Source organism: Pseudaminobacter soli (ex Li et al. 2025), assembly GCF_003012705.1.
GTDB lineage: Bacteria > Pseudomonadota > Alphaproteobacteria > Rhizobiales > Rhizobiaceae > Pseudaminobacter > Pseudaminobacter soli.
In genome coordinates this window covers 102,608-120,882 of record NZ_PXYL01000010.1, presented here as the reverse complement: position 1 = coordinate 120,882, position 18,275 = coordinate 102,608, and the positions used below count along the sequence as shown (strand labels likewise).

Here is an 18,275-nt window from a genome sequence, read left to right as displayed (position 1 = left end):
AACTCGACGTCGAAATCAGGAACGGAGCGCGCGCGACAGATACCGCGTAGTCGGCGCCTCAATGAAGACGAATATAACGATGGCAATGCATGTAACCACGAAAGGCGTCGCAACAAGAATTGCTGTCGGCACGTAGATCGTTCCCTGATGGGATGACAGAATTTCTTCGGAGACACCGTTCACGAATTGGTGGCAGAGGTAGATCGAATAAGTGCACTTTGCGAGAAAGTTCACGAGCTCGAAATTCAAAGCCAATCCGATTTGCTCAAGCGTCACTGCGCCGAGCAGGATCCCAGACGCAGGAGCTCCCAAGGCGAGCAGGCGTGGCACGGACGGCCAAAGATAGGGCCGCAATATCACCGCCGCTGTGCAGATGGCGATTATCGCAATCGCGGTCAGTAACAGGGGCTGCTTCGGCAAAGCCGCTGTGGCTCGGCTCGTGACAAATTTGTAGATCAAAACACCGAAGACGAAATCGACCAGGATCGGATCGGTGTATGCGTGAAGTGCACGATTGGTGGGGTTGAACAGCATCCCCATCAGCGCAAGCGCGGCTACGAAAGCCGCGGCCAGGTACACGCCTTGCCGGACGCTCGCGAGTTGAAACGCGGCTGTAATGACATTGAATTCAACGATCACGATCAAGGTCCAGGTCGGATGCAGGATCGGATATGGACCGTAAGGGACGAAGGCTAGCGACATCACAAGCTCTCGCATCGTGTGTGGCTCGTCGCCGGTGGCATAGTTCTTCACCAAGAAGGCGAGAATGGTGAAGAGGAAATAGAGCGGCAATATCCGAATGGCCCGATCCCGCAGATAGACTAATCCGGGCTTGCCGGACCGGCCAAGGACTTGGGCGGTCAAAAAGCCAGCTACCACAAGGAACAGGTCCGTTCCGAACCGCAGAATATCAATCAAGTCTTTTCCGGCAGGGATTACCGAGAAAGCCGGCTCGAGATGAACATAGACGATGCCGTAGGCCGCGATCAGCCGCAGCAGTTGAATGTTCCCCCAGAATTTCCGTTCGGCCGATGCGGTGGACGCCGCATGTTGGGAACGATACTCCCCCTTGAGTCTGGACGGGATGACGCTCCAAACGTCGCCGACCAGTCCCGGACGCCAGGGACTGGCTTCGACCGGCTCAGCTTCCGATCCTGCGGATGCTGACGAAGAGCTCCTTCGGCGCGAAAGAGCAAATGCAGTGACAGCCGTGAATGCGGCGACACCGCAGGCAGAAGCCCAAATCATCGTAAGCCGAAGCCCCACAGAATTTCAGTGACAGGCCGGATCGCTAAGTCCGTCTGCAGACGATACTCCCCGCCCGCAGACAACAGAACGCGCGCAAATGGATGTATCCGGTCCGGCCGGCCTACCCGGATTGGATGATGCCCGGACATCGTTTGGGGAACATTCCGCCGGCGGGCGGCCATGTAAGCTGATGGCCTGACAACCGCTTCGTTGGGGATGGCCAATGTCCGAACAATCTCGTCGCTACGAGAAGTCAGCCCGACTGCGGGAGCGCGCGCACAGGTTGATACCGGGTGGCAGCCACACCTATGCAAAGGGTGACGACCAGTACCCGCTTCTCGCGCCCGGCTTCATTGCTCGCGGTTTGGGTTGCCATGTCTGGGACGTCGATGGAAACCGCTATATCGAATATGGGATGGGCAACCGTGCCGTCGGCCTGGGCCACGCCTATCCGAAGGTTGTGCAGGCGGTTGAACGCGAGCTTCACGACGGCTGCAACTTCACCCGGCCGGCCAGCATCGAGGTCGAAGCCGCAGAAACCTTTCTCTCCCTCATCCCGACCGCGGAAATGGTCAAGTTCTGTAAGGACGGCTCCGACGCCACGTCCGGCGCGGTAAAGCTTGCACGGGCCTATACCGGTCGCGATGTGGTTGCCTGCTGCGCCGACCATCCCTTCTTTTCGGTCGACGACTGGTTCATCGGCACGACGGAAATGAACGCGGGCGTGCCCGAAGTGGTGAGCAAGCTGACGGTGACCTTCCGCTACAACGACATTGCGAGCGTCAGGGAGATGTTTGCAAAAAACCGCGGAAAGGTCGCGGCCGTGATCCTCGAGGCCGCCCGCGCCGACGAGCCGAGGGACGGCTTTCTGCATGAGGTACAGCGCCTTTGCCGCGAGAACGGCGCGCTGATGATCCTCGACGAGATGATCACCGGGTTTCGCTGGAATGCCGGCGGCGCGCAGGCCGAATACGGCATCGAACCGGACCTGTCCTGCTTCGGCAAGGCCATGGCGAACGGCTTTTCTGTCTCCGCCCTTGCCGGCAAGCGCCAATATATGCGCCTTGGAGGGCTCGACCACACGGATCGCCCACGTGTCTTCCTGCTCTCGACGACGCACGGAGCCGAAACGCACGCGCTTGCCGCGGCAATCGCCTCAATGCGGATATTCCAGAACGAGCCCGTGATCGAGCATCTCTACCGGCAAGGCCGCAAGCTGAAAGACGGCGTCGAGGAAGCCGTGAGGCGACACGGGGTGGAAGACTATTTCAAGATCGTGGGCCGCCCATCCTGCCTTGCCTATGCCGCGCTCGACCAGAACCGCAAGCCATCGCAGGCCCACCGCTCGCTATTCCTGCAGGAGACAATCGCGCGCGGTGTTCTGATGCCGTCTCTGGTCGTCAGTTACACGCATGACGACGCGGCCATTGCCGCGACCATCGAGGCCATCGACGGGGCGCTGGCCGTATATGCGCGCGCCCTGGATGACGGTGTCGAAAGGCACTTGGTAGGCCGGCCGTCGCAGGTCGTGTACCGGCGTTTCAACAAGAAGTCGGAGAACCCGGCTAGCGCCGAACCGCCTGCCGAAACGCCCGGCGAGGCGTTCCTGCCGGCAAAGGCATCCTAGGGCGCCCCGTCACACGAGGGGCACGGGCCTTACCACCAAAGAGGCATGGGCACGACAGAGCGCCGTCAAAGGAAGAACTGACGTTACCGATAGTCTTCATCGTCCGCGCCGTCTCCAGGCACTAGCCTTAAACACCGCTACAGTTGTCAGTTTAGCGAAGGGATTTTGCAATGAAGGTTCTTGTGACGGGTCATCAAGGGTACATTGGTTCGGTCATGGTGCCGATGCTGCTTCGTGCGGGCCATCAGGTGACCGGCTACGACAGCGACCTCTACCGGCGTTGTACCTTCGCGCCCGGCGGAACCCTGGCTGACGTGCCTTCCATCCGCAAGGATGTTCGCGACGTCGAGCCCGCCGACCTCGAAGGCTTCGATGCGGTCATCCACCTTGCAGCGTTGTCGAACGATCCCCTCGGCAATCTCGATCCTGACCTCACCTACGACATCAATCATCGTGCGAGTGTCAAATTCGCCGTTGCCGCCAAGGCTGCCGGCGTAAGCCGCTTTCTTTACGCCTCGTCGTGCAGCAACTATGGACAGGCGGGCGATGGCATGATCGACGAGACCGGCGAACTGAAGCCGGTGACGCCTTATGGCTGGTCCAAGGTCATGTCGGAGCGGGACATCTCCGTACTCGCCGACGACAGCTTCTCGCCGACCTATTTCCGGCCGGCAACGGCCTATGGACTGTCGCCTCGACAGCGCTTCGACATCGTGCTCAACAATCTGGTCGCCTGGGCGGTCACCGAGGGCGTGATCCTGCTGAAATCGGACGGCAGCCCGTGGCGGCCGATCGTCCATATCGAGGACATTTCCCGCGCCTTCATTGCCGGTCTCGAAGCACCACGCGAACTGGTTCACAACGAGGCCTTCAATGTCGGCCAGACCAGCCACAACTACCGGATCCGCGATATAGCGGCGATCGTCGCCGACGTGGTTCCGGGATGCCGGCTGGAATATGCGGCGGATGCCGGCCCCGACACTCGCTCCTATAGCGTGAGTTTCGAAAAGATCGCGCGCGTGCTGCCCGGCTTCAGGCCGCAATGGGATGCCCGCGCTGGTGCCGAGCAGCTCTACGCCGCCTATACCGGCTCGAACCTAACGCTTGCAGAGTTCGAAGGTCCGCGGTTCCAGCGCATCGGACACATCAAATATCTCATGGGCAACGGGCTGATAGACGGCCGGATGCGTGTACAGCCGACGCAGCAGGCCGACCTCAGTGCGGCGGCCAGCTGATCTGACGAGTTTTTCATGGATCAGCCGGCCTCCATCATCGATCCTGCCCCGTCCAACGATGAGATGGGGCGGAGGATCTATGAACTGGCTGCGCGTCTCTACCCGATCTGCCGGAGCATCACCGGCGACGGCGTGCGCGAAACGCTTGAGATACTCTCCGAGACCATACCGCTCGAACGACATGAGGTGGCGACCGGCACGCCTGCTTTCGACTGGACCACCCCGAGGGAATGGATGATCCGAAGCGCGACGGTTCGAAATGCGGCGGGCGAAAAGGTCATCGACTTCGACGACCACAATCTGCATGTGCTGAACTACAGCGCCCCGTTTCGCGGCACCGTCCGGCTGGATGAACTGAAACGCCACATCCACACCCTGCCCGAGCAGCCGGATCTGATCCCTTATCGGACCTCCTACTACAGCGAAAACTGGGGCTTCTGCATGGCGCACAATCGCCTCGCGGAACTCCCCGAGGGAGACTATCAGGTCGAGATCGACGCGGAGTTCAAGGACGGCTCTCTCACCTATGGCGAGTACTTGCATCGTGGCGAGACGGACCGCGAATTCCTTCTTTCGGCCCATGTCTGCCACCCCTCGCTCGCCAATGACAATTGCTCGGGGCTGGCAATGCTTGCCTGTCTGGCGGCCAGCCTGAAATCGCGAAAGACGCGCTACAGCTATCGCTTTTTGTTCGCGCCAGGCACGATCGGCTCGCTCGCCTGGCTGTCGCGCAACGAGGACGTGACTGAGCGCATAGACCACGGCTTGGTCGTTTCCTGCGTCGGCGATGGCGGCGGGCCAACCTACAAGCGCAGCCGGCGCGACAATGCATTCATCGATCGCGCGATGGCGCATGTGCTTTCGCGATGTCCAAAGCCCGCGACGCTTCTGGACTTTTCGCCTTACGGCTATGACGAACGGCAGTTCTGCTCGCCCGGCTTCAACCTTCCGGTTGGGCTATTCCAGCGCAGCGCCTTCGGCACCTTCCCCGAATATCACACCTCCGCCGACAATCTCGACTTTATCCGCCCGGAGCATCTGGCGGAGTCCTATCGCATCGTCACGGAAGTGATCGACATCGTCGAGGGCGACTGGACACCGGTCAGTCTTTGCCAAAAGGGCGAGCCGCAGCTTGGCCGGCGCGGTCTCTATGCGGCGCTGGGCGGCGACAGATCGACCGGCCTCAGTGCGATGAGCCTGCTCTGGGTTCTGAACCTGGCGGACGGCCGGCATTCGCTGCTGGACATGGCAGAGCGTTCGGGCCTTGGGTTCAAGGAATTGGCGGCAGCCGCCGAATTGTTGCGCCTTCACGGCCTGTTGGCTGATGCCCGCTAGGCGTGGACAAAATCCTGCAGGAGCGGCCAGTTGCGGTCCTTGTCGGACATCGCAGTGGGCGCCATCGGCCAATCGATCCCGAAAGCCGGATCGTCAAATCTGACGCCGACAGAGGCCTGCCTCGCATAGAACTCCGAAATCAGATACGACACCCCTGTATCGTCCGTGAGGGTCTGGAACCCATGCGCGAATCCTGCCGGGATATAGAGCTGACGGCGGTTCTGCGACGTGAGCTCGAAGCCCGCCCATTTGTAGCGCGACGGGGACGAAGGCCGCAGGTCGATGATGACGTCGTAGATTGCACCACGGATACAAGAGACAAGTTTGACCTCGGCATGAGGCGCCAGTTGGAAATGCATGCCGCGAAGCGTGCCCTTGAACGAATTCTCGGATTGGCTGTTCTGCACGAAGCGGGTTTCCAAGCCCCTTTCGCCCAACTCACGGGCGCAGAAAGTGCGCATGAAGCTGCCCCGCTCATCGACAATGGGCTCGGGCTCGATCAGCCACGCACCACTCAGCTTCGTCTCGAAGAATCGCACGCTGCCACCCGCTTCAGCCAGCACCACTCGCGATTGTTTGCCGCGCGCATGCATCGCGGAAGTCGACCGACGGAATGTCAAGACTTAGCTCAATGCCGGATGGTCCTCGCCCGCTCCTACCCATTCAGGATGATGCAGCACCATCGCAGCACGGCGCATAGCCTTTTGGACATTGGCCTTTAGAACCCCGATGCACGTTCGGATGACCGCAAGCATCGTAAGGGCAAATCGAGAACGCTGAAGCGCTCCCCTATCCTTCAACGGGCAGGACAACATTGCTCGCGACGTAGTCCGCGTGCCGGCAAGGCGATGCGGGCGTCGTGTCGGAGCGCCGTTGGGGGTTGAAGAGAGATGAATTTCCAGACGAAGGAAATTGCGAAAGGCTCTACGGCTGCGGAAGGGCTTCCGGTAGCAACGTGCCGGCTTTGCGGCTCACGTCTTCGCCACACATTCGTGGACCTCGGCATGTCGCCTCCTTGCGAGAGCTTCTTGCGGGCGGAAGAAGTCGACCAGATGGAGGCATACTTTCCGCTGAAGGTTCTGGTCTGCGACAGATGCTTCCTCGTGCAGTTGAAGGAATATGTGAGCCCTGAGGCGATATTTACCGAATACGCCTATTTCTCCTCGTTCTCGACCAGCTGGGTCGCCCACGCCAAGCGATACTGTGAATCCATTACCGATCGGCTCGGGCTTGGCGCGAAAAGTCTCGCCGTCGAGCTTGCCAGCAATGACGGCTATCTGCTGCAGCACTTCCTGCCCATGGGCGTTCCGGTGCTCGGCATCGAGCCGGCCGCCAACGTGGCGCGCGCAGCGATCGAAAAAGGCGTTCCTACGCGCGTCGATTTCTTTGGGACGCAGCTTGCATGGACACTGCTCGCGGAAGGTATTGGCGCTGATCTGATCATCGGAAACAATGTGCTGGCGCAGGTGCCGGACCTCAACGACTTCGTCGCCGGCATGAAGATCCTGCTCAAGCGGGGCGGCACGGTCACGCTCGAGTTTCCTCATGTCGAGAGACTGATCGCCGAAAATCAGTTCGACACGATCTATCACGAGCATTTTTCCTACTTCTCGGCGGTGACGATAGACATCATGGCCCGCCGCCATGGCCTCAAGTTCATCGACGTCGAGGAACTGCCCACCCATGGCGGCTCCTTGCGCGTCTATCTTGCGCATGAAGATGACGAACGGCCGGTTTCGTTCAATGTCATCGACCTCCTCGCCCGCGAGCGGGCCCATGGACTGGCCGACATTGCAACCTACACTTCGTTCGGCGACAAGGCGCAGGCGGCCAAGCGCGACCTGCTGGCCTTCCTGATTGCGGCCAAGCGCGAGGGCAAGCGCATCTGCGGCTACGGCGCGCCGGGCAAGGGCAACACGCTGCTCAACTACTGTGCCATCGGCACCGATTTCCTCGATTTCACCGTCGATCGAAATCCCTACAAGCACGGCCGGTTCACGCCTGGAATGCACATCCCGATACTTCCGGTTCCGGCGATCGACGAGGCCAAGCCCGACTACATCCTGATCCTGCCTTGGAACCTCAAGGACGAGATCATCCGGCAGATGTCCCACGTGGCGGCCTGGGGCGCGAAGTTCGTCGTGCCCATCCCCTTCGCCATGATTATCGATCCTGCGGAGCTTTGAAGATGAAAGTCGTCCTGTTCTGTGGTGGGCGCGGCACCCGTATCCGCGATTATTCCGAAAGCGTCCCGAAGCCGATGATCCCGCTCGGCCAACAGCCCATCCTGCGCCATGTCATGCAGTGGTACAGCGACTACGGCCACGACGACTTCGTGCTCTGCCTTGGCTACAAGGCCAATGTCATCAAGGATTTCTTCCTCAATTCGCGCCCGCAGACCTTCGCCGACTGCGTGGTTTCCGACGGAGGCAGGGACGTCCGGCTTCTCGATGCAGCGGTGAAGGACTGGCGGGTGACGCTTCTCGACACCGGCATCTGGCGCAATATCGGCGAACGCCTGTGGGCGGCCCGTCACCAGGTCATGGGCGAAAAAATGTTCCTGGCCAACTATTCCGACGGCCTGACGGATGTCGACCTCACCGACATGATCGCCAAGTTCGAGGGTAGCGGCATGTATGGCTGTTTCCTGGCCGTGCGCGCGCCCCTCACCTATCATCTCGCGGACATCGGCGAGGATGGCCGCGTGCGCGCGTTCCGGACCACGGATACGTCGGAGATATGGATCAACGGCGGCTACTTCATCTTCCGGCCGGAGATATTCGACTACATGCGGGAAGGCGAGGAACTGGTGCTCGAGCCGTTCAGCCGCCTGATCGCCGACAACAAGCTGATGGCCTACAAGCATGACGGCTTCTGGCGGTCCATGGATACGCTGCGCGACTGGCAGTCGCTCGAGGACATGGTCGAGCATGGCGACATGCCCTGGAACGCTGCGATGCGGGCCGAGCGCGCACGACGCAACGTCGTCACGGCCGCTTCATGAGAAGCCTTGGCCTCGCGCGCAGCGGCGAACAGCTGTCGGTCCTGTGCCTTGGCGCGCACTCTGATGATATCGAGATCGGCGCCGGCGGCACCATCATCAACCTCATCGCAAACGGCGTACGCCTCGATGTTCACTGGTGTGTCCTGAGCGCCGCCGGACAGCGCGCCACTGAGGCGCAGGCATCGGCCGAAGCATTTTTGCGCGGCGCCGAGTATTATCAGATAGACCTCGGCGATTTCGAGGACAGCTACTTTCCCGACCAGAGCCGGGCGATCAAGAAGTGGCTGATCGAAATCAGGAGCCGAGTTCGGCCCGACCTTGTGTTGACCCATGCGCGCAACGACGCGCATCAGGATCACCGCGAGATCAACCAACTGACCTGGAACCTGTTTCGCGACCATCTGGTGCTGGAATATGAGATCCCCAAATGGGATGGCGACCTCGGCCGGCCCAATGTGTACGTGCCGCTGACGGCAAAGGTCATGGACCGCAAGATCTCCCTGCTGCACGAGCACTTCGGCACGCAGCGCTCGAAGGACTGGTTCGATCGCGCAACCTTCGAGGGGCTGGCGCGCCTGCGCGGCATGGAGTGCCGGGCGCCGGAGTTTTACGCGGAAGCCTTCTTCATGCGAAAGGCGCGTCTGATCTGATTGGCGGGGTTCGACCCCCGTGGAGGGCCCGCCTAGAGATACTGCGAGAGAAGGAATTCTTCCTGACGGCTGAGCTGCCGATCGTAATCGGCAACTCGCTGTCGGACATTCTGCGCGAGGGTATCGCGGTTCTCGACTAGCGCGTTGAAGTGCTCGACCAGCGTCTGCACGCTAAAGTGTTCGACGTGCTGGCAGTAGTCGCCCAGGCCCATCTCTGCCATGAGCACGTCGTTCTTCCTCGCATAGCCGAGCGAAATCGTCGGCTTGCCCATCTTCAGCGCGCAGACGATGTTGTGGAAGCGGGTCGCAACGACGATGTCCGTTTGCGACATCTGTTCCATCAGGTCATTGAGCGAGTAAGACGGCTCGGCAATGATGTTTTCGGCGGCCTGCGGCCGGGCAGCTCGGACACCAGCGAGCAGCGCATCCAACGCTGTGCTGTCACCCAACTCGCCAGTGAGCAGACGAACGCCATAGCCGCCATCAAGCAGATAGATCACGAACTCCGACAGCTTATCGATGTAACGGCTGAATATCTGCTCGGCGCCTTCGGCGTAGCCATACCACCCCCGGTAGCTCATCACGCCAACGCCAACAGTCAGGCGGCCGGGGTTGGGAGTGGAGGCAGGAGACGAAACAGCCGGCACCGGCAGTTTGAAAACAATGTCAGGGTAGACTTGGTCGTTGGTCGTGTCGAAGCCGACGCTCTCCATGAAATTCCTGGACATCTCGTCTCTGTAGGACCGGTAGTGCGCAAGGCCGGCCGCTCCTAGCATCAGCCAGCGATTGAGACGATGCCTGATAGGCCCTGCCCCGATGCAGACGAAAGCTATCTTCGTGCCGACAAGACGGGCGGCGAGGCACCAAGTTAGGATTTTAAGTGGCATGGCCTGCGGCCGCTCGCCGAAATCGTCGAGAATGCCGGTTCCCGGGATGATCATCAGGTCGGCCTTGCGGATGTGGCGCCACGCGCAACCGAAGTCGCCCAGCTTGCTCAGGATTCGCCGGAGCTTGCTCCGGCTTGGAGGACCAAGCGGGCGGATCGGAACGGCGTCGATATTCAGCGATCTGGAAACGACCTCGGGCTGGTCGCACACGCAGAACAGCCGGGCATCCGGGCGCGTGCGTCTCAAGAACCCGAGCATGGTCTCCAGCGACCCGTCATTGCCGAGGTTTCCTGCACCAAAAAGCCCGAACAGCGCAATGCGACCGGGGGCTGTTCTTGCCTGTCGCGCGGCAACTTCAGAGCGAGGGCTTGAAGCGGGGTCCGACAGAACCTCGTCACGCGCCAACGTTGGCGCAAGATTGTTGTTCGTGCTCACTGGCTTTGCTCCTCCTCCGCGGTCAGTTCGAGGATCCAGTCGGAGCCGCCCTCGGTTCGTCTCGGTGGCCTGAAAGTCTGCGGTCCAGCAACAAAGGGCGAGCCCTCCGCTGCAGACATCTTTCCGTTTGTCGGGTCGCGCCAGCGTGCCGCGATATGTTGGCCGGCGAGTTGGCCAAGATCGAGCGTCACGTCCTCGCTGGTCGGCAGATAGACAACGGCGAACGAACCATCCTTGGCGCGCGCGGCGGAGACATGCGCCTCCTCTCCGCCTTGCCCGGCAATCAGCAGTTTACCGTCGACATCAGGTTCGAGAAGCCACCACTTCACCGACGATATGAAGGCTCCCAGCTGCGACATGCTCTGGCTGCCCGGGCCATCCAGCGCTTCCTTCCAGGTCACGGGCGTCTGGTAAAGACCGGGGCCGTCGAAATGCCAGATCGGATTGTTGCCGAATACATGACCGGAGGCTCCGGACAACACCGCCTGATAGGCCTGCATGCGCACGCGTTGTTGGTAGGTATCGTGCTCGTTCTCGTAAGCACTCTCGATCAGGAAGAATGGCAGGTTGCCGCCGCGCAGATACTGATCCGTCGCGGCCTTCCACACCGGATCGTAGGTGTAGACGTTATTGACCTTCAGCCAGGGCTCGCCACGCCAATAATCCAGCGCGGCAGTTTCGGGCGCATTGTGAGCGGTATGCAGCGCGCCGGGATCGGTTTCGCTGATGCCCTGGGCAACGGCGCGTACCAGATCCTTCTCCGGCGGATTGTAGTCTCCCCCCTCGACCCACAATATGTTGTCGAGGCCGGCATATCGCTTTCCCACGAAACGGCCATAGGCCAGCAGCTTCTGTTTCCCGCTCCGCACCATCTCCTGGTACCAGCCCTCGTTACCTCCGTCGTGGCCGGTATAGGACGGTGCCAAAAGCACGAGGAATCCAAGCTCGCAGGCACGGCGCAGTACCCAGTCGGCATGGGCGAAATAGGCTTCGTTTGGCGTCGCGAAATCACCGTCGATCTTGAAAGGCTTGTCGCGATAAATGTTGGCGGGAGCCCTATCGGCAAAGCGATGCTCGAGCAGATTGACGAGTAAAGTATTGAAGCCAAGCGACTTGCGGTTTTGGAGATAGATCTCCGCATCTTCCCTGGTGAGCTGCGTAACCAGCGACCAGCCCGCGTCGCCATTGATGAAGAACGGGCGGCCGGCCGCATCGAGCAGGTAGCGCTTGTCCGGCTGGACCTGAAGCGGAAAAGCGGCCTGGCTGTGATCCGAAGCCGTCCCGCAAGCGCCTGCTGAGAATGCTCCGATCAATAGAATGCAGGCCGTGAGCAATATGCCCCTGGCGCGCGAAAGGCGGCGGAGGATTTGCGCCAACCCGGCAAACATCATGCCCATCCTCGATCAGCCGGGCGGAACGGAGTCCGCGGCTTGCATGTCCAAGATCGCCGCATATTTTCCTGCGAATTCCGAGGAGCTGACGATGCCGCCCGCCACATTGGCACGCGTCATCGACCCGTCTCGCAGTTGACGTGCGTAGCTGTCCAGGCCCTGGCCATCCGCCGGGCGGTCGAGCAGCCAGCGGAACAGGAAATCGACATAGTCGCGATCGGTCATCGCGAAATCGGATGAAGCCAGGCTGAACTCCTTGGAGCGAAGCATCGTGATGAGCAGCCCGTCGAATGTATGCTCTCCGCGCTCGATCTCGCTTGCGCGCCGCGCGATCTCTTCCCTCGAGCCCTGACGCCCGAGTACCAGGCAGTAGGCAAAACCAGCCTGCCGGTTGGCAAGCGACTCTTCGGTGCTCGTCGCACTGAGATCACAGTCTCGATGAGGGAAAGCTGGTAGCAGCTTGCCGCGTATCAGATTCCTCACGGCAAAATAGGCGGGCTTTGGTTCCCCCGGCGCCCAGCCCTTGGCCTTGCTGCCGGTCAAGCGAACGAGCCCCATATAGGCCTCGAAATCCGGGACCCAATATGTCTCGTCCATGAGCTCGTAGATATGGGCTGCCTCTACATTGTACTTGGCCTGAAACTCGCGCAGTTGCTTCATGGCCTCGGTCAGACCCTCGACCTGCCCCTCTTCTCCGTGCTGGCTTCCATAGGGGTTGTTGAATTCGGTGACCCAGATCGGGTGGCCGTAGCGGGCGATTTCCTTGAAAGCCCATTCGGGGTTCTGGCCATACATGTGCCAGACGGAGATGTCCCACTCGATGCCGTCCTGCTGCATCCGCTCGAATGCCCCGGTGTGGCCCCAGCCGGCAGTGCCCATTGCCCTGCGCGCTGCCGGATCGGCTTGCTTCATGCCTACCGACAGCCCCTTGAGTACGGCGCTGGCCTTTTTCCACCGCGGGCCGAAGTAATCCAGCGGACTATCGCCGCCTGCAGGTCCCCATTCGCATGAATATTGTGTGCCATCATCTCGCGTCTCGCAGGGCTGGATGATCGCGTAGTTCTCCAGCTCGTTGCCGAGTTCCCAGACGCCGATTTGTCCCTTGAAACGGCTCCCCAGCATGAAGGCCAGCTTTCGAGCCTTCTCGTACAGCGCGTCGACGTCTTCCTTGTCCAGATCCAGGCCGGGCGTGATGACGGGAAGAATCTCGACGCCGCGCTTCTTTCCTTCCCGCACCAGGGCCGCCAGAACGTCGATGGAGCTCGGGCCGGAGATGTTGACCCTATAGGACTTCATTCCAAGGTCCTTCACATAGTCGAGCTGGCGCTCGATGCTGACCCCGGGATAGGCGTTGAACGGATGGCCATTCACCCCCCACAACAGCTCGGCTGAGGCGGTGGTGGACAGTGCCAGAAGGGCACCTATTGCCAGTGTCAATTGCCTGAACATCAAGAAACGCATTCCTCTTTTTGCCAGGACAGAAAGTCTAGCCGCCGGTGCTTGGGCCGCAATGCACCCTTATTGGGGACGGTGGGGGACGATTACACCTTATGGCGGTAGCCACCCACCTTATAGCCGGCATGACGCGCAGCAGCTTTCCGAAAACAATCCACGACCGGCCAGAACGCATTTTTCGACCTGGCTGCGCATGGGATCATGGTGGATGTCGGGCATCAGACGCGTACTCTTGCTCAGCACGAGCGATCGCTACGTCGCGCTTATCTGCAATTTCCTCACGGTCGCGGTGGTTTCGCGCATCCTGACGCCTGCGGAAATCGGCATCTCGGTGGTAGGGATGGCGATCGTCGGCTTTGCATCGTCGGCTCGCGAATTCGCCAGCACCTCTTACCTCATCCAGCATCGTGAACTTGATCGGGAAGACATACAGAGTGCCTTCACGGTCATGCTTGCCTTTTCCCTCATAATCGCCGGCGCGCTTGCAGTCTTTGCCCACCCCTTGGCCTCAGCTTTCGGCCCTGCCGGCTTGGCGCCTTACCTGCGCATCATCTCGATCTGCATGCTGATCGAAGTATTCCCGACGCTGATCGTCACGCTGCTGCGTCGTGAAATGGCCTTTGGCAAGGTGGCGATCATCAACATAGGTGGAGCGATTGTGACGTCAGTCGTCACGGTCATCCTTGCCCGACATGGCTTCAGCTATATGAGTTTTGCCGGCGCCGGTCTGGCCAATGCCTGCTTCACGGCCCTTCTGGCGATCGCGATATATTCGCGCATTTCCATCTTCATGCCGACGCTCCGGCATTGGAGACGCATGGTCGAGTTTGGCAGCTATAACGGAGTGACCGCCTTTCTGTTCAAGATTTACGAAATGGCGCCCTACCTGCTGCTCGGAAACATTCTGTCGCCGCACGCGGCGGCGCTGTTCAGCCGCAGCATGATGATTTGCCAGATTCCCGATCGGCTCGTGCTGAACGGCGCAATGCCGGCTATCCTGCCGATCTTCTCGGCATCGGTTCGGGACGGACAGGATCTCAAGAAGCCTTACCTGAACGCACTGGAGATGATCACGGCCCTGCAATGGCCGGCATTGCTGGCCATTGCCCTCCTTGCGGATCCGGTGGTTGGGCTGGTGCTTGGAAGCCAGTGGCAGGGCTCGGTTCCGTTGGTACGGATCATCGCCATCGCGTCGCTATTCACCTTCTCTGCCGAAATCAGCTACCCGGTGATGGTTTCCTTGGGCGCGATAAGAGACGTGTGCATCAGGGCACTCATCGCTTATCCGGCCTCCTTGCTGATCCTGCTGGTCGCCATCGCTGTCGGCGGCTTGCACGCGGCGGCCTGGAGCATGCTGGTGGTCGCTCCGCTCCAGGCTTGCCTGTCACTGACATTCTTGCGCCGCCGTCTCGGCCTGCAGTGGCAGGAGCTTTTTGCGGCAGTGCAACGAAGTGCCCTGGTTGCGGTAGCGAGCGCCGCCTGTCCGGCTTTGGTGCTGGTCTTGTCAGACCTAGGCTCCGCGCCTGCCATCCTGCAGATCATCGTTTCGGGCATCTTCGCAGCTGCCGGCTGGCTGTTCGCCCTGCGGGCAACACGCCATCCGCTTCTGCAAGAGCTTGGCCAGGCTTTCTCGGCCATTCGCCGGACGATTAGGCCGGCCCCAGCGCAGCCCGCCGAATAGCGTCGCGGCTGTTTCAGGCGACTTGTTCGGATAGGAGAAGATTCCGCCACTGCCCGAGAAATTTTTCCTTCGTCGCGCCGGCGGCCATCTGGCGAAGCGCCAAGCTCATCTGCATCTTCTCGGCTTCGCCTCGCGTCAGAGCACGATGCATCGCATCGGCAATCGACCGGTGGTCGTGCGGGGACACCTCCATGCAGACGCCACCAACCGCTTCGACCAGCGCACTGTCTGCCGAAACGATCGGCAGCAATCCCATATAGGCTGCCTCTAGGGCAGGCATGCCAAAGCCTTCCAGGAGGCTGGGCAGGATGAACGCCTCCGCATGCTCGTAGAGCCAGCGCAGTTGCGCGTCTGGCACGTAGTTCAGCATGAACACGCCCGGCTCGTTTGCCGCCAAGGTCGAGATCTCCTCATGGCCGGCACCCCTTGCGCCGCAGAGCACATAGGCAACGCCCTGCTCCCAGAAATGGCCGTCGCGAAATGCCTTCAAGGCAGCGACTTGGTTCTTGCGGGTTTCGAGCGCCCCCACAGTGAGGAAAAACCGTCGCCCCTTGAGCGCGGCCACGGCCTCGTCAGAACCGTTGAACAATTCCGTCCGCATATAGAGCGGTATCGTGATCTGATGCCGGAAGTTCGCACCAAAAATCGAGCCGAAACGCGCTCGCGACCAGTCGCTCACAAAGACCATGCCCGGTTTCGCGCGCGCGATCTTGCCGTAGGCGAGACGATAGTTCTCGACCGTCCGCGGGTCGTAAAGCTCGCTATGCGTCAAAGGTCCCACGTCGTGACACAGCACGATGTCCCTGTCCGTCAGCCGGGACCGCAGGACATAGAGGGGATCGAGAAAGACACGAAAGCCGCCGACGTCCGCATTGCTGTCGATCAGGCACCGCTCGCTGTTCCCCAGCAGGCCGATTTCCAGCATCATCAGCCGCGCCATGAGCTTGCGGAACAAGCCCTCGGGAGCATGCCTCCCCAACCGCCAGTATCTGACATCGGCATGAGCCGGAACGAACTCGCGGCAGATGTCCCTGGCGAGATAGTAGGCGCCGGTCCGGTTCACGATCGATAGGGAGTTGTCGAGAAGCAATACGCTCAACCTATGACTTTGCGCTGCACACTACGAAGCACCGTTGCGTCGGCCGAACGCCTCCAGCATCACCGCCTTGACGCGTTTTGTGGTGCCGTTTGTTCGAACCAGATAGGCGAGCGGGGGTAGCAGCATCGTCGCCGGTCGCAGCGAATATCCATATCTGAACAGCTTGAGCGCAATTCTTGATTTGCCTCGCGCCAAGTGAGAAACGGCGGACCAGAACGCCGCCTCGGCAATGCGCTGGAGCCCTACCCGATGGATCTTGTCCGCATCCGGAAACCCTTTTCGACCACTGGCGAAGAATGAGTCCAGCGCCGCCTGGCGTTCCTGGAGAAGGCGCAGTCTATCGTTCCATGCCGGTTCCGAGATGCTCCCGCTCTGGATCCGACGAACTGCAAGCGGCGCGGACAGCTCGATAACGTGCCCGATCTGCGCCAGCCGAAGCGCCAGCTCGAAATCGTCGCAGAGAGCCAACCTCGGGTTATAGTACCCCGCCCGCATCTGGACCGACCTACGAACGAGGATCGCGTGAGCCGCAACGGGATCGAGTGATGAGCAACATCGCCTGATGAAGCCCAGTCCGTCGCTCATATGCCAAGAGCTTTCCGCGATCGCGCTGCCAGCTTCTTCAAGCGGACGGATTTCCGCATAGGCACCGATGGCGAAACTTGCTTCGGGGGTCTGTTCCATTGCCTTGATGGCCGGCTCGAGCGCGCCTTCGGCCAGCAAATCATCGGCGCAGAGGATCATGAGATAGTCGGCTGAGGCCCGGTCGATACCTTCATTGAAGGAGGCATGCGGACCGAGGTTCTTTTCATGGCAGATGACCTCGATGCGGCTATCACGTTCGGCGAGACGTTTGGCGACCGCGACGCTGTCATCGGTCGATGCATTGTCGATGATGATGATCCTGAGACCGTCGACCGCCTGCGACAGCACGCCGCCGACGCACTGCTCAAGGAAGTGTGCGTAGTTGTAGCACGGGATGATGACATCAACGCTCACGTCCAGAAACTCCTGTAACCCGATGCCCCTCGTCTCGCCGTTTCATCCCGCTGCCTCGGCATCCACCTCTGCCGTCAGTTGCAGATAGGTCTCGGCGATGCCGCGCCAGCCGTACCGGCTGGCTTGTTTCAGGCCGGCTTCGACGAACATTTGCCGCACCTTCGAATTGAAACGCAGGGAACCGACGGCATCGGCCCAGGCGTCAAGATCGTCCGGGTCGGCATAAAGCGCGGCTTGACCGCACACTTCCGGCAGGCAAGGCGACGTCGAAGCAACGACTGGGCAGCCGCTGGCCATCGCCTCGACTGCCGGAAGGCCAAATCCCTCAATACGGGAGGGGAAGAGGAAGCACAGCGCACCCTCCAGCGCCTTCTTGAAGTCGTCATCGCTGACCCGGCCGAGAAGCCGGAGATTGTGCGGCACAGGCGAGACGATCGACGAAACCGTAGTTTCGTCCACGTCTCCGGCCATCCACAAATCCAGCCCCATAGAATGCAGGAGCGGCGCGAGCCGAACCAGAAGTTCAATGTTCTTGTATTTCTGCGGGCGCCCAAGGCAGAGGACATAGGGGCGCTCGGGCCACAGCTTTGACCGACCCGCCTTCCATTTCGCCGCATGATCGCTGCCGTTGTAGGTCACGGTGATCTTGTCGGCCGTGGCGATCCCGTACGACACGAGATGCTGACGCGACAGTTGCGAAACAGTCGCAATGCGCGCGGCGCGACGTCCCAATAGCGGCAGGATCAGCCGGTGCGCCCAGCGGAAAAGCCGGCCATAGCTGTCCGGCATCAGCCTGGTGTGCAGGTCATGGATGCAGACGATGTGCCGACTTACGGCGACAGGAGCGAGATTGCAGAAGCTGAGCAGTCCACCGGGAACGTGTCTCGGCAATTGCGCCTGAACCCAGAATTGCGGCAGGCGCGGCTTCGAATATTCGGGAACCACGCGCACGGCTATGGCGCGTAGCGGCAGCTGCGCCGGCCTGGGCGTCACCATATCGAGGCTGAGGTCGCGAGCCAGCGGGTGTCCCTCGGCGATCAGGGTGTCAAGCGCAAGCGTCACCTCACGCGCGTAGCGCGCCACACCTGTCGGGTTCAGGGCAACGAAATCTCCGTTGATCGTCCAGCGTCGCTTTCGGACGCTGTGGCCAGTTGCGTCGGTTCTCCCGTTACCCGTTGTGGCGCTAGGTGCCCGCGAAAAAGGGATGACGTTGTCCGCCATGCCCGGAA

15 protein-coding genes are annotated in these 18,275 nt (G+C 60.8%); 7 read left to right on the top strand and 8 right to left on the bottom strand.

Annotated elements, in window-relative coordinates; genetic code table 11:
• Positions 1 to 15: 15 nt before the first annotated feature.
• Positions 16 to 1,248, bottom strand: a complete 1,233-nt coding sequence (locus C7I85_RS19355) for an acyltransferase family protein (RefSeq protein WP_106725653.1) — start codon at positions 1,246 to 1,248, stop codon at positions 16 to 18.
• Between the two features lie 223 nt (positions 1,249 to 1,471).
• Between C7I85_RS19355 and C7I85_RS19350 the strand changes: the two genes are divergently transcribed.
• The 3 genes from C7I85_RS19350 (at position 1,472) to C7I85_RS19340 (ending at position 5,445) form a co-directional block, all read left to right on the top strand.
• Positions 1,472 to 2,875 carry a glutamate-1-semialdehyde 2,1-aminomutase gene (locus C7I85_RS19350; protein WP_106725652.1) on the top strand — a complete coding sequence of 468 codons (1,404 nt, stop codon included), beginning with the start codon at positions 1,472 to 1,474 and terminating at the stop codon, positions 2,873 to 2,875.
• A 170-nt stretch (positions 2,876 to 3,045) separates the two neighbouring features.
• On the top strand, positions 3,046 to 4,110 hold the full coding sequence (locus tag C7I85_RS19345) for an NAD-dependent epimerase/dehydratase family protein (RefSeq protein ID WP_106725651.1): 1,065 nt from the start codon (positions 3,046 to 3,048) through the stop codon (positions 4,108 to 4,110).
• 15 nt (positions 4,111 to 4,125) lie between these two features.
• Complete coding sequence (locus C7I85_RS19340; protein ID WP_106725650.1) at positions 4,126 to 5,445, top strand: DUF4910 domain-containing protein; 1,320 nt, start codon at positions 4,126 to 4,128, stop codon at positions 5,443 to 5,445.
• Here C7I85_RS19340 and rfbC read toward each other — a convergent pair.
• Entirely contained in the window at positions 5,442 to 5,984 is a 543-nt protein-coding gene (gene rfbC / locus C7I85_RS19335; protein ID WP_106725740.1) for a dTDP-4-dehydrorhamnose 3,5-epimerase, read from the bottom strand. The genes C7I85_RS19340 and rfbC overlap by 4 nt on opposite strands.
• 351 nt (positions 5,985 to 6,335) lie before the next feature.
• Between rfbC and C7I85_RS19330 the strand changes: the two genes are divergently transcribed.
• From C7I85_RS19330 to C7I85_RS19320, 3 genes are read left to right on the top strand one after another with little or no spacing between them, the layout of a single operon-like run.
• Entirely contained in the window at positions 6,336 to 7,631 is a 1,296-nt protein-coding gene (locus tag C7I85_RS19330; protein WP_106725649.1) for a class I SAM-dependent methyltransferase, read from the top strand.
• Positions 7,632 to 7,633: 2 nt separating this feature from the next.
• Entirely contained in the window at positions 7,634 to 8,449 is an 816-nt protein-coding gene (locus C7I85_RS19325; RefSeq protein ID WP_106725648.1) for a sugar phosphate nucleotidyltransferase, read from the top strand.
• On the top strand, positions 8,446 to 9,099 hold the full coding sequence (locus tag C7I85_RS19320) for a PIG-L deacetylase family protein (protein ID WP_106725647.1): 654 nt from the start codon (positions 8,446 to 8,448) through the stop codon (positions 9,097 to 9,099). The genes C7I85_RS19325 and C7I85_RS19320 overlap by 4 nt, the downstream gene beginning before the upstream one ends.
• Positions 9,100 to 9,131: 32 nt before the next feature.
• Here C7I85_RS19320 and C7I85_RS19315 read toward each other — a convergent pair whose 3' ends face one another.
• From C7I85_RS19315 to C7I85_RS19305, 3 genes are read right to left on the bottom strand one after another with little or no spacing between them, the layout of a single operon-like run.
• Positions 9,132 to 10,421, bottom strand: coding sequence for a polysaccharide pyruvyl transferase family protein (locus C7I85_RS19315; protein WP_245445011.1), 1,290 nt, complete (start codon positions 10,419 to 10,421; stop codon positions 9,132 to 9,134).
• Positions 10,418 to 11,809 carry a DUF4038 domain-containing protein gene (locus C7I85_RS19310; protein WP_106725739.1) on the bottom strand — a complete coding sequence of 464 codons (1,392 nt, stop codon included), beginning with the start codon at positions 11,807 to 11,809 and terminating at the stop codon, positions 10,418 to 10,420. Before C7I85_RS19310 ends, C7I85_RS19315 begins: the two co-directional genes overlap by 4 nt.
• A gap of 15 nt (positions 11,810 to 11,824) precedes the next feature.
• Positions 11,825 to 13,261 carry a DUF4214 domain-containing protein gene (locus tag C7I85_RS19305; RefSeq protein ID WP_106725738.1) on the bottom strand — a complete coding sequence of 479 codons (1,437 nt, stop codon included), beginning with the start codon at positions 13,259 to 13,261 and terminating at the stop codon, positions 11,825 to 11,827.
• Positions 13,262 to 13,475: 214 nt separating this feature from the next.
• Between C7I85_RS19305 and C7I85_RS19300 the strand changes: the two genes are divergently transcribed.
• Positions 13,476 to 14,948, top strand: coding sequence for an oligosaccharide flippase family protein (locus tag C7I85_RS19300; RefSeq protein WP_106725645.1), 1,473 nt, complete (start codon positions 13,476 to 13,478; stop codon positions 14,946 to 14,948).
• Between the two features lie 13 nt (positions 14,949 to 14,961).
• Here the strand turns inward: C7I85_RS19300 and C7I85_RS19295 are convergent, their stop codons facing one another.
• Genes C7I85_RS19295 through C7I85_RS19285 form a run of 3 tightly spaced genes read right to left on the bottom strand, consistent with a single transcriptional unit; the run spans position 14,962 to position 18,267 of the window.
• Positions 14,962 to 16,047, bottom strand: a complete 1,086-nt coding sequence (locus C7I85_RS19295) for a glycosyltransferase (RefSeq protein ID WP_106725644.1) — start codon at positions 16,045 to 16,047, stop codon at positions 14,962 to 14,964.
• A gap of 21 nt (positions 16,048 to 16,068) precedes the next feature.
• On the bottom strand, positions 16,069 to 17,046 hold the full coding sequence (locus tag C7I85_RS19290; protein WP_106725643.1) for a glycosyltransferase family 2 protein: 978 nt from the start codon (positions 17,044 to 17,046) through the stop codon (positions 16,069 to 16,071).
• Between the two features lie 42 nt (positions 17,047 to 17,088).
• Positions 17,089 to 18,267, bottom strand: coding sequence for a glycosyltransferase family 4 protein (locus C7I85_RS19285; protein WP_106725642.1), 1,179 nt, complete (start codon positions 18,265 to 18,267; stop codon positions 17,089 to 17,091).
• Positions 18,268 to 18,275 lie beyond the last annotated feature (8 nt).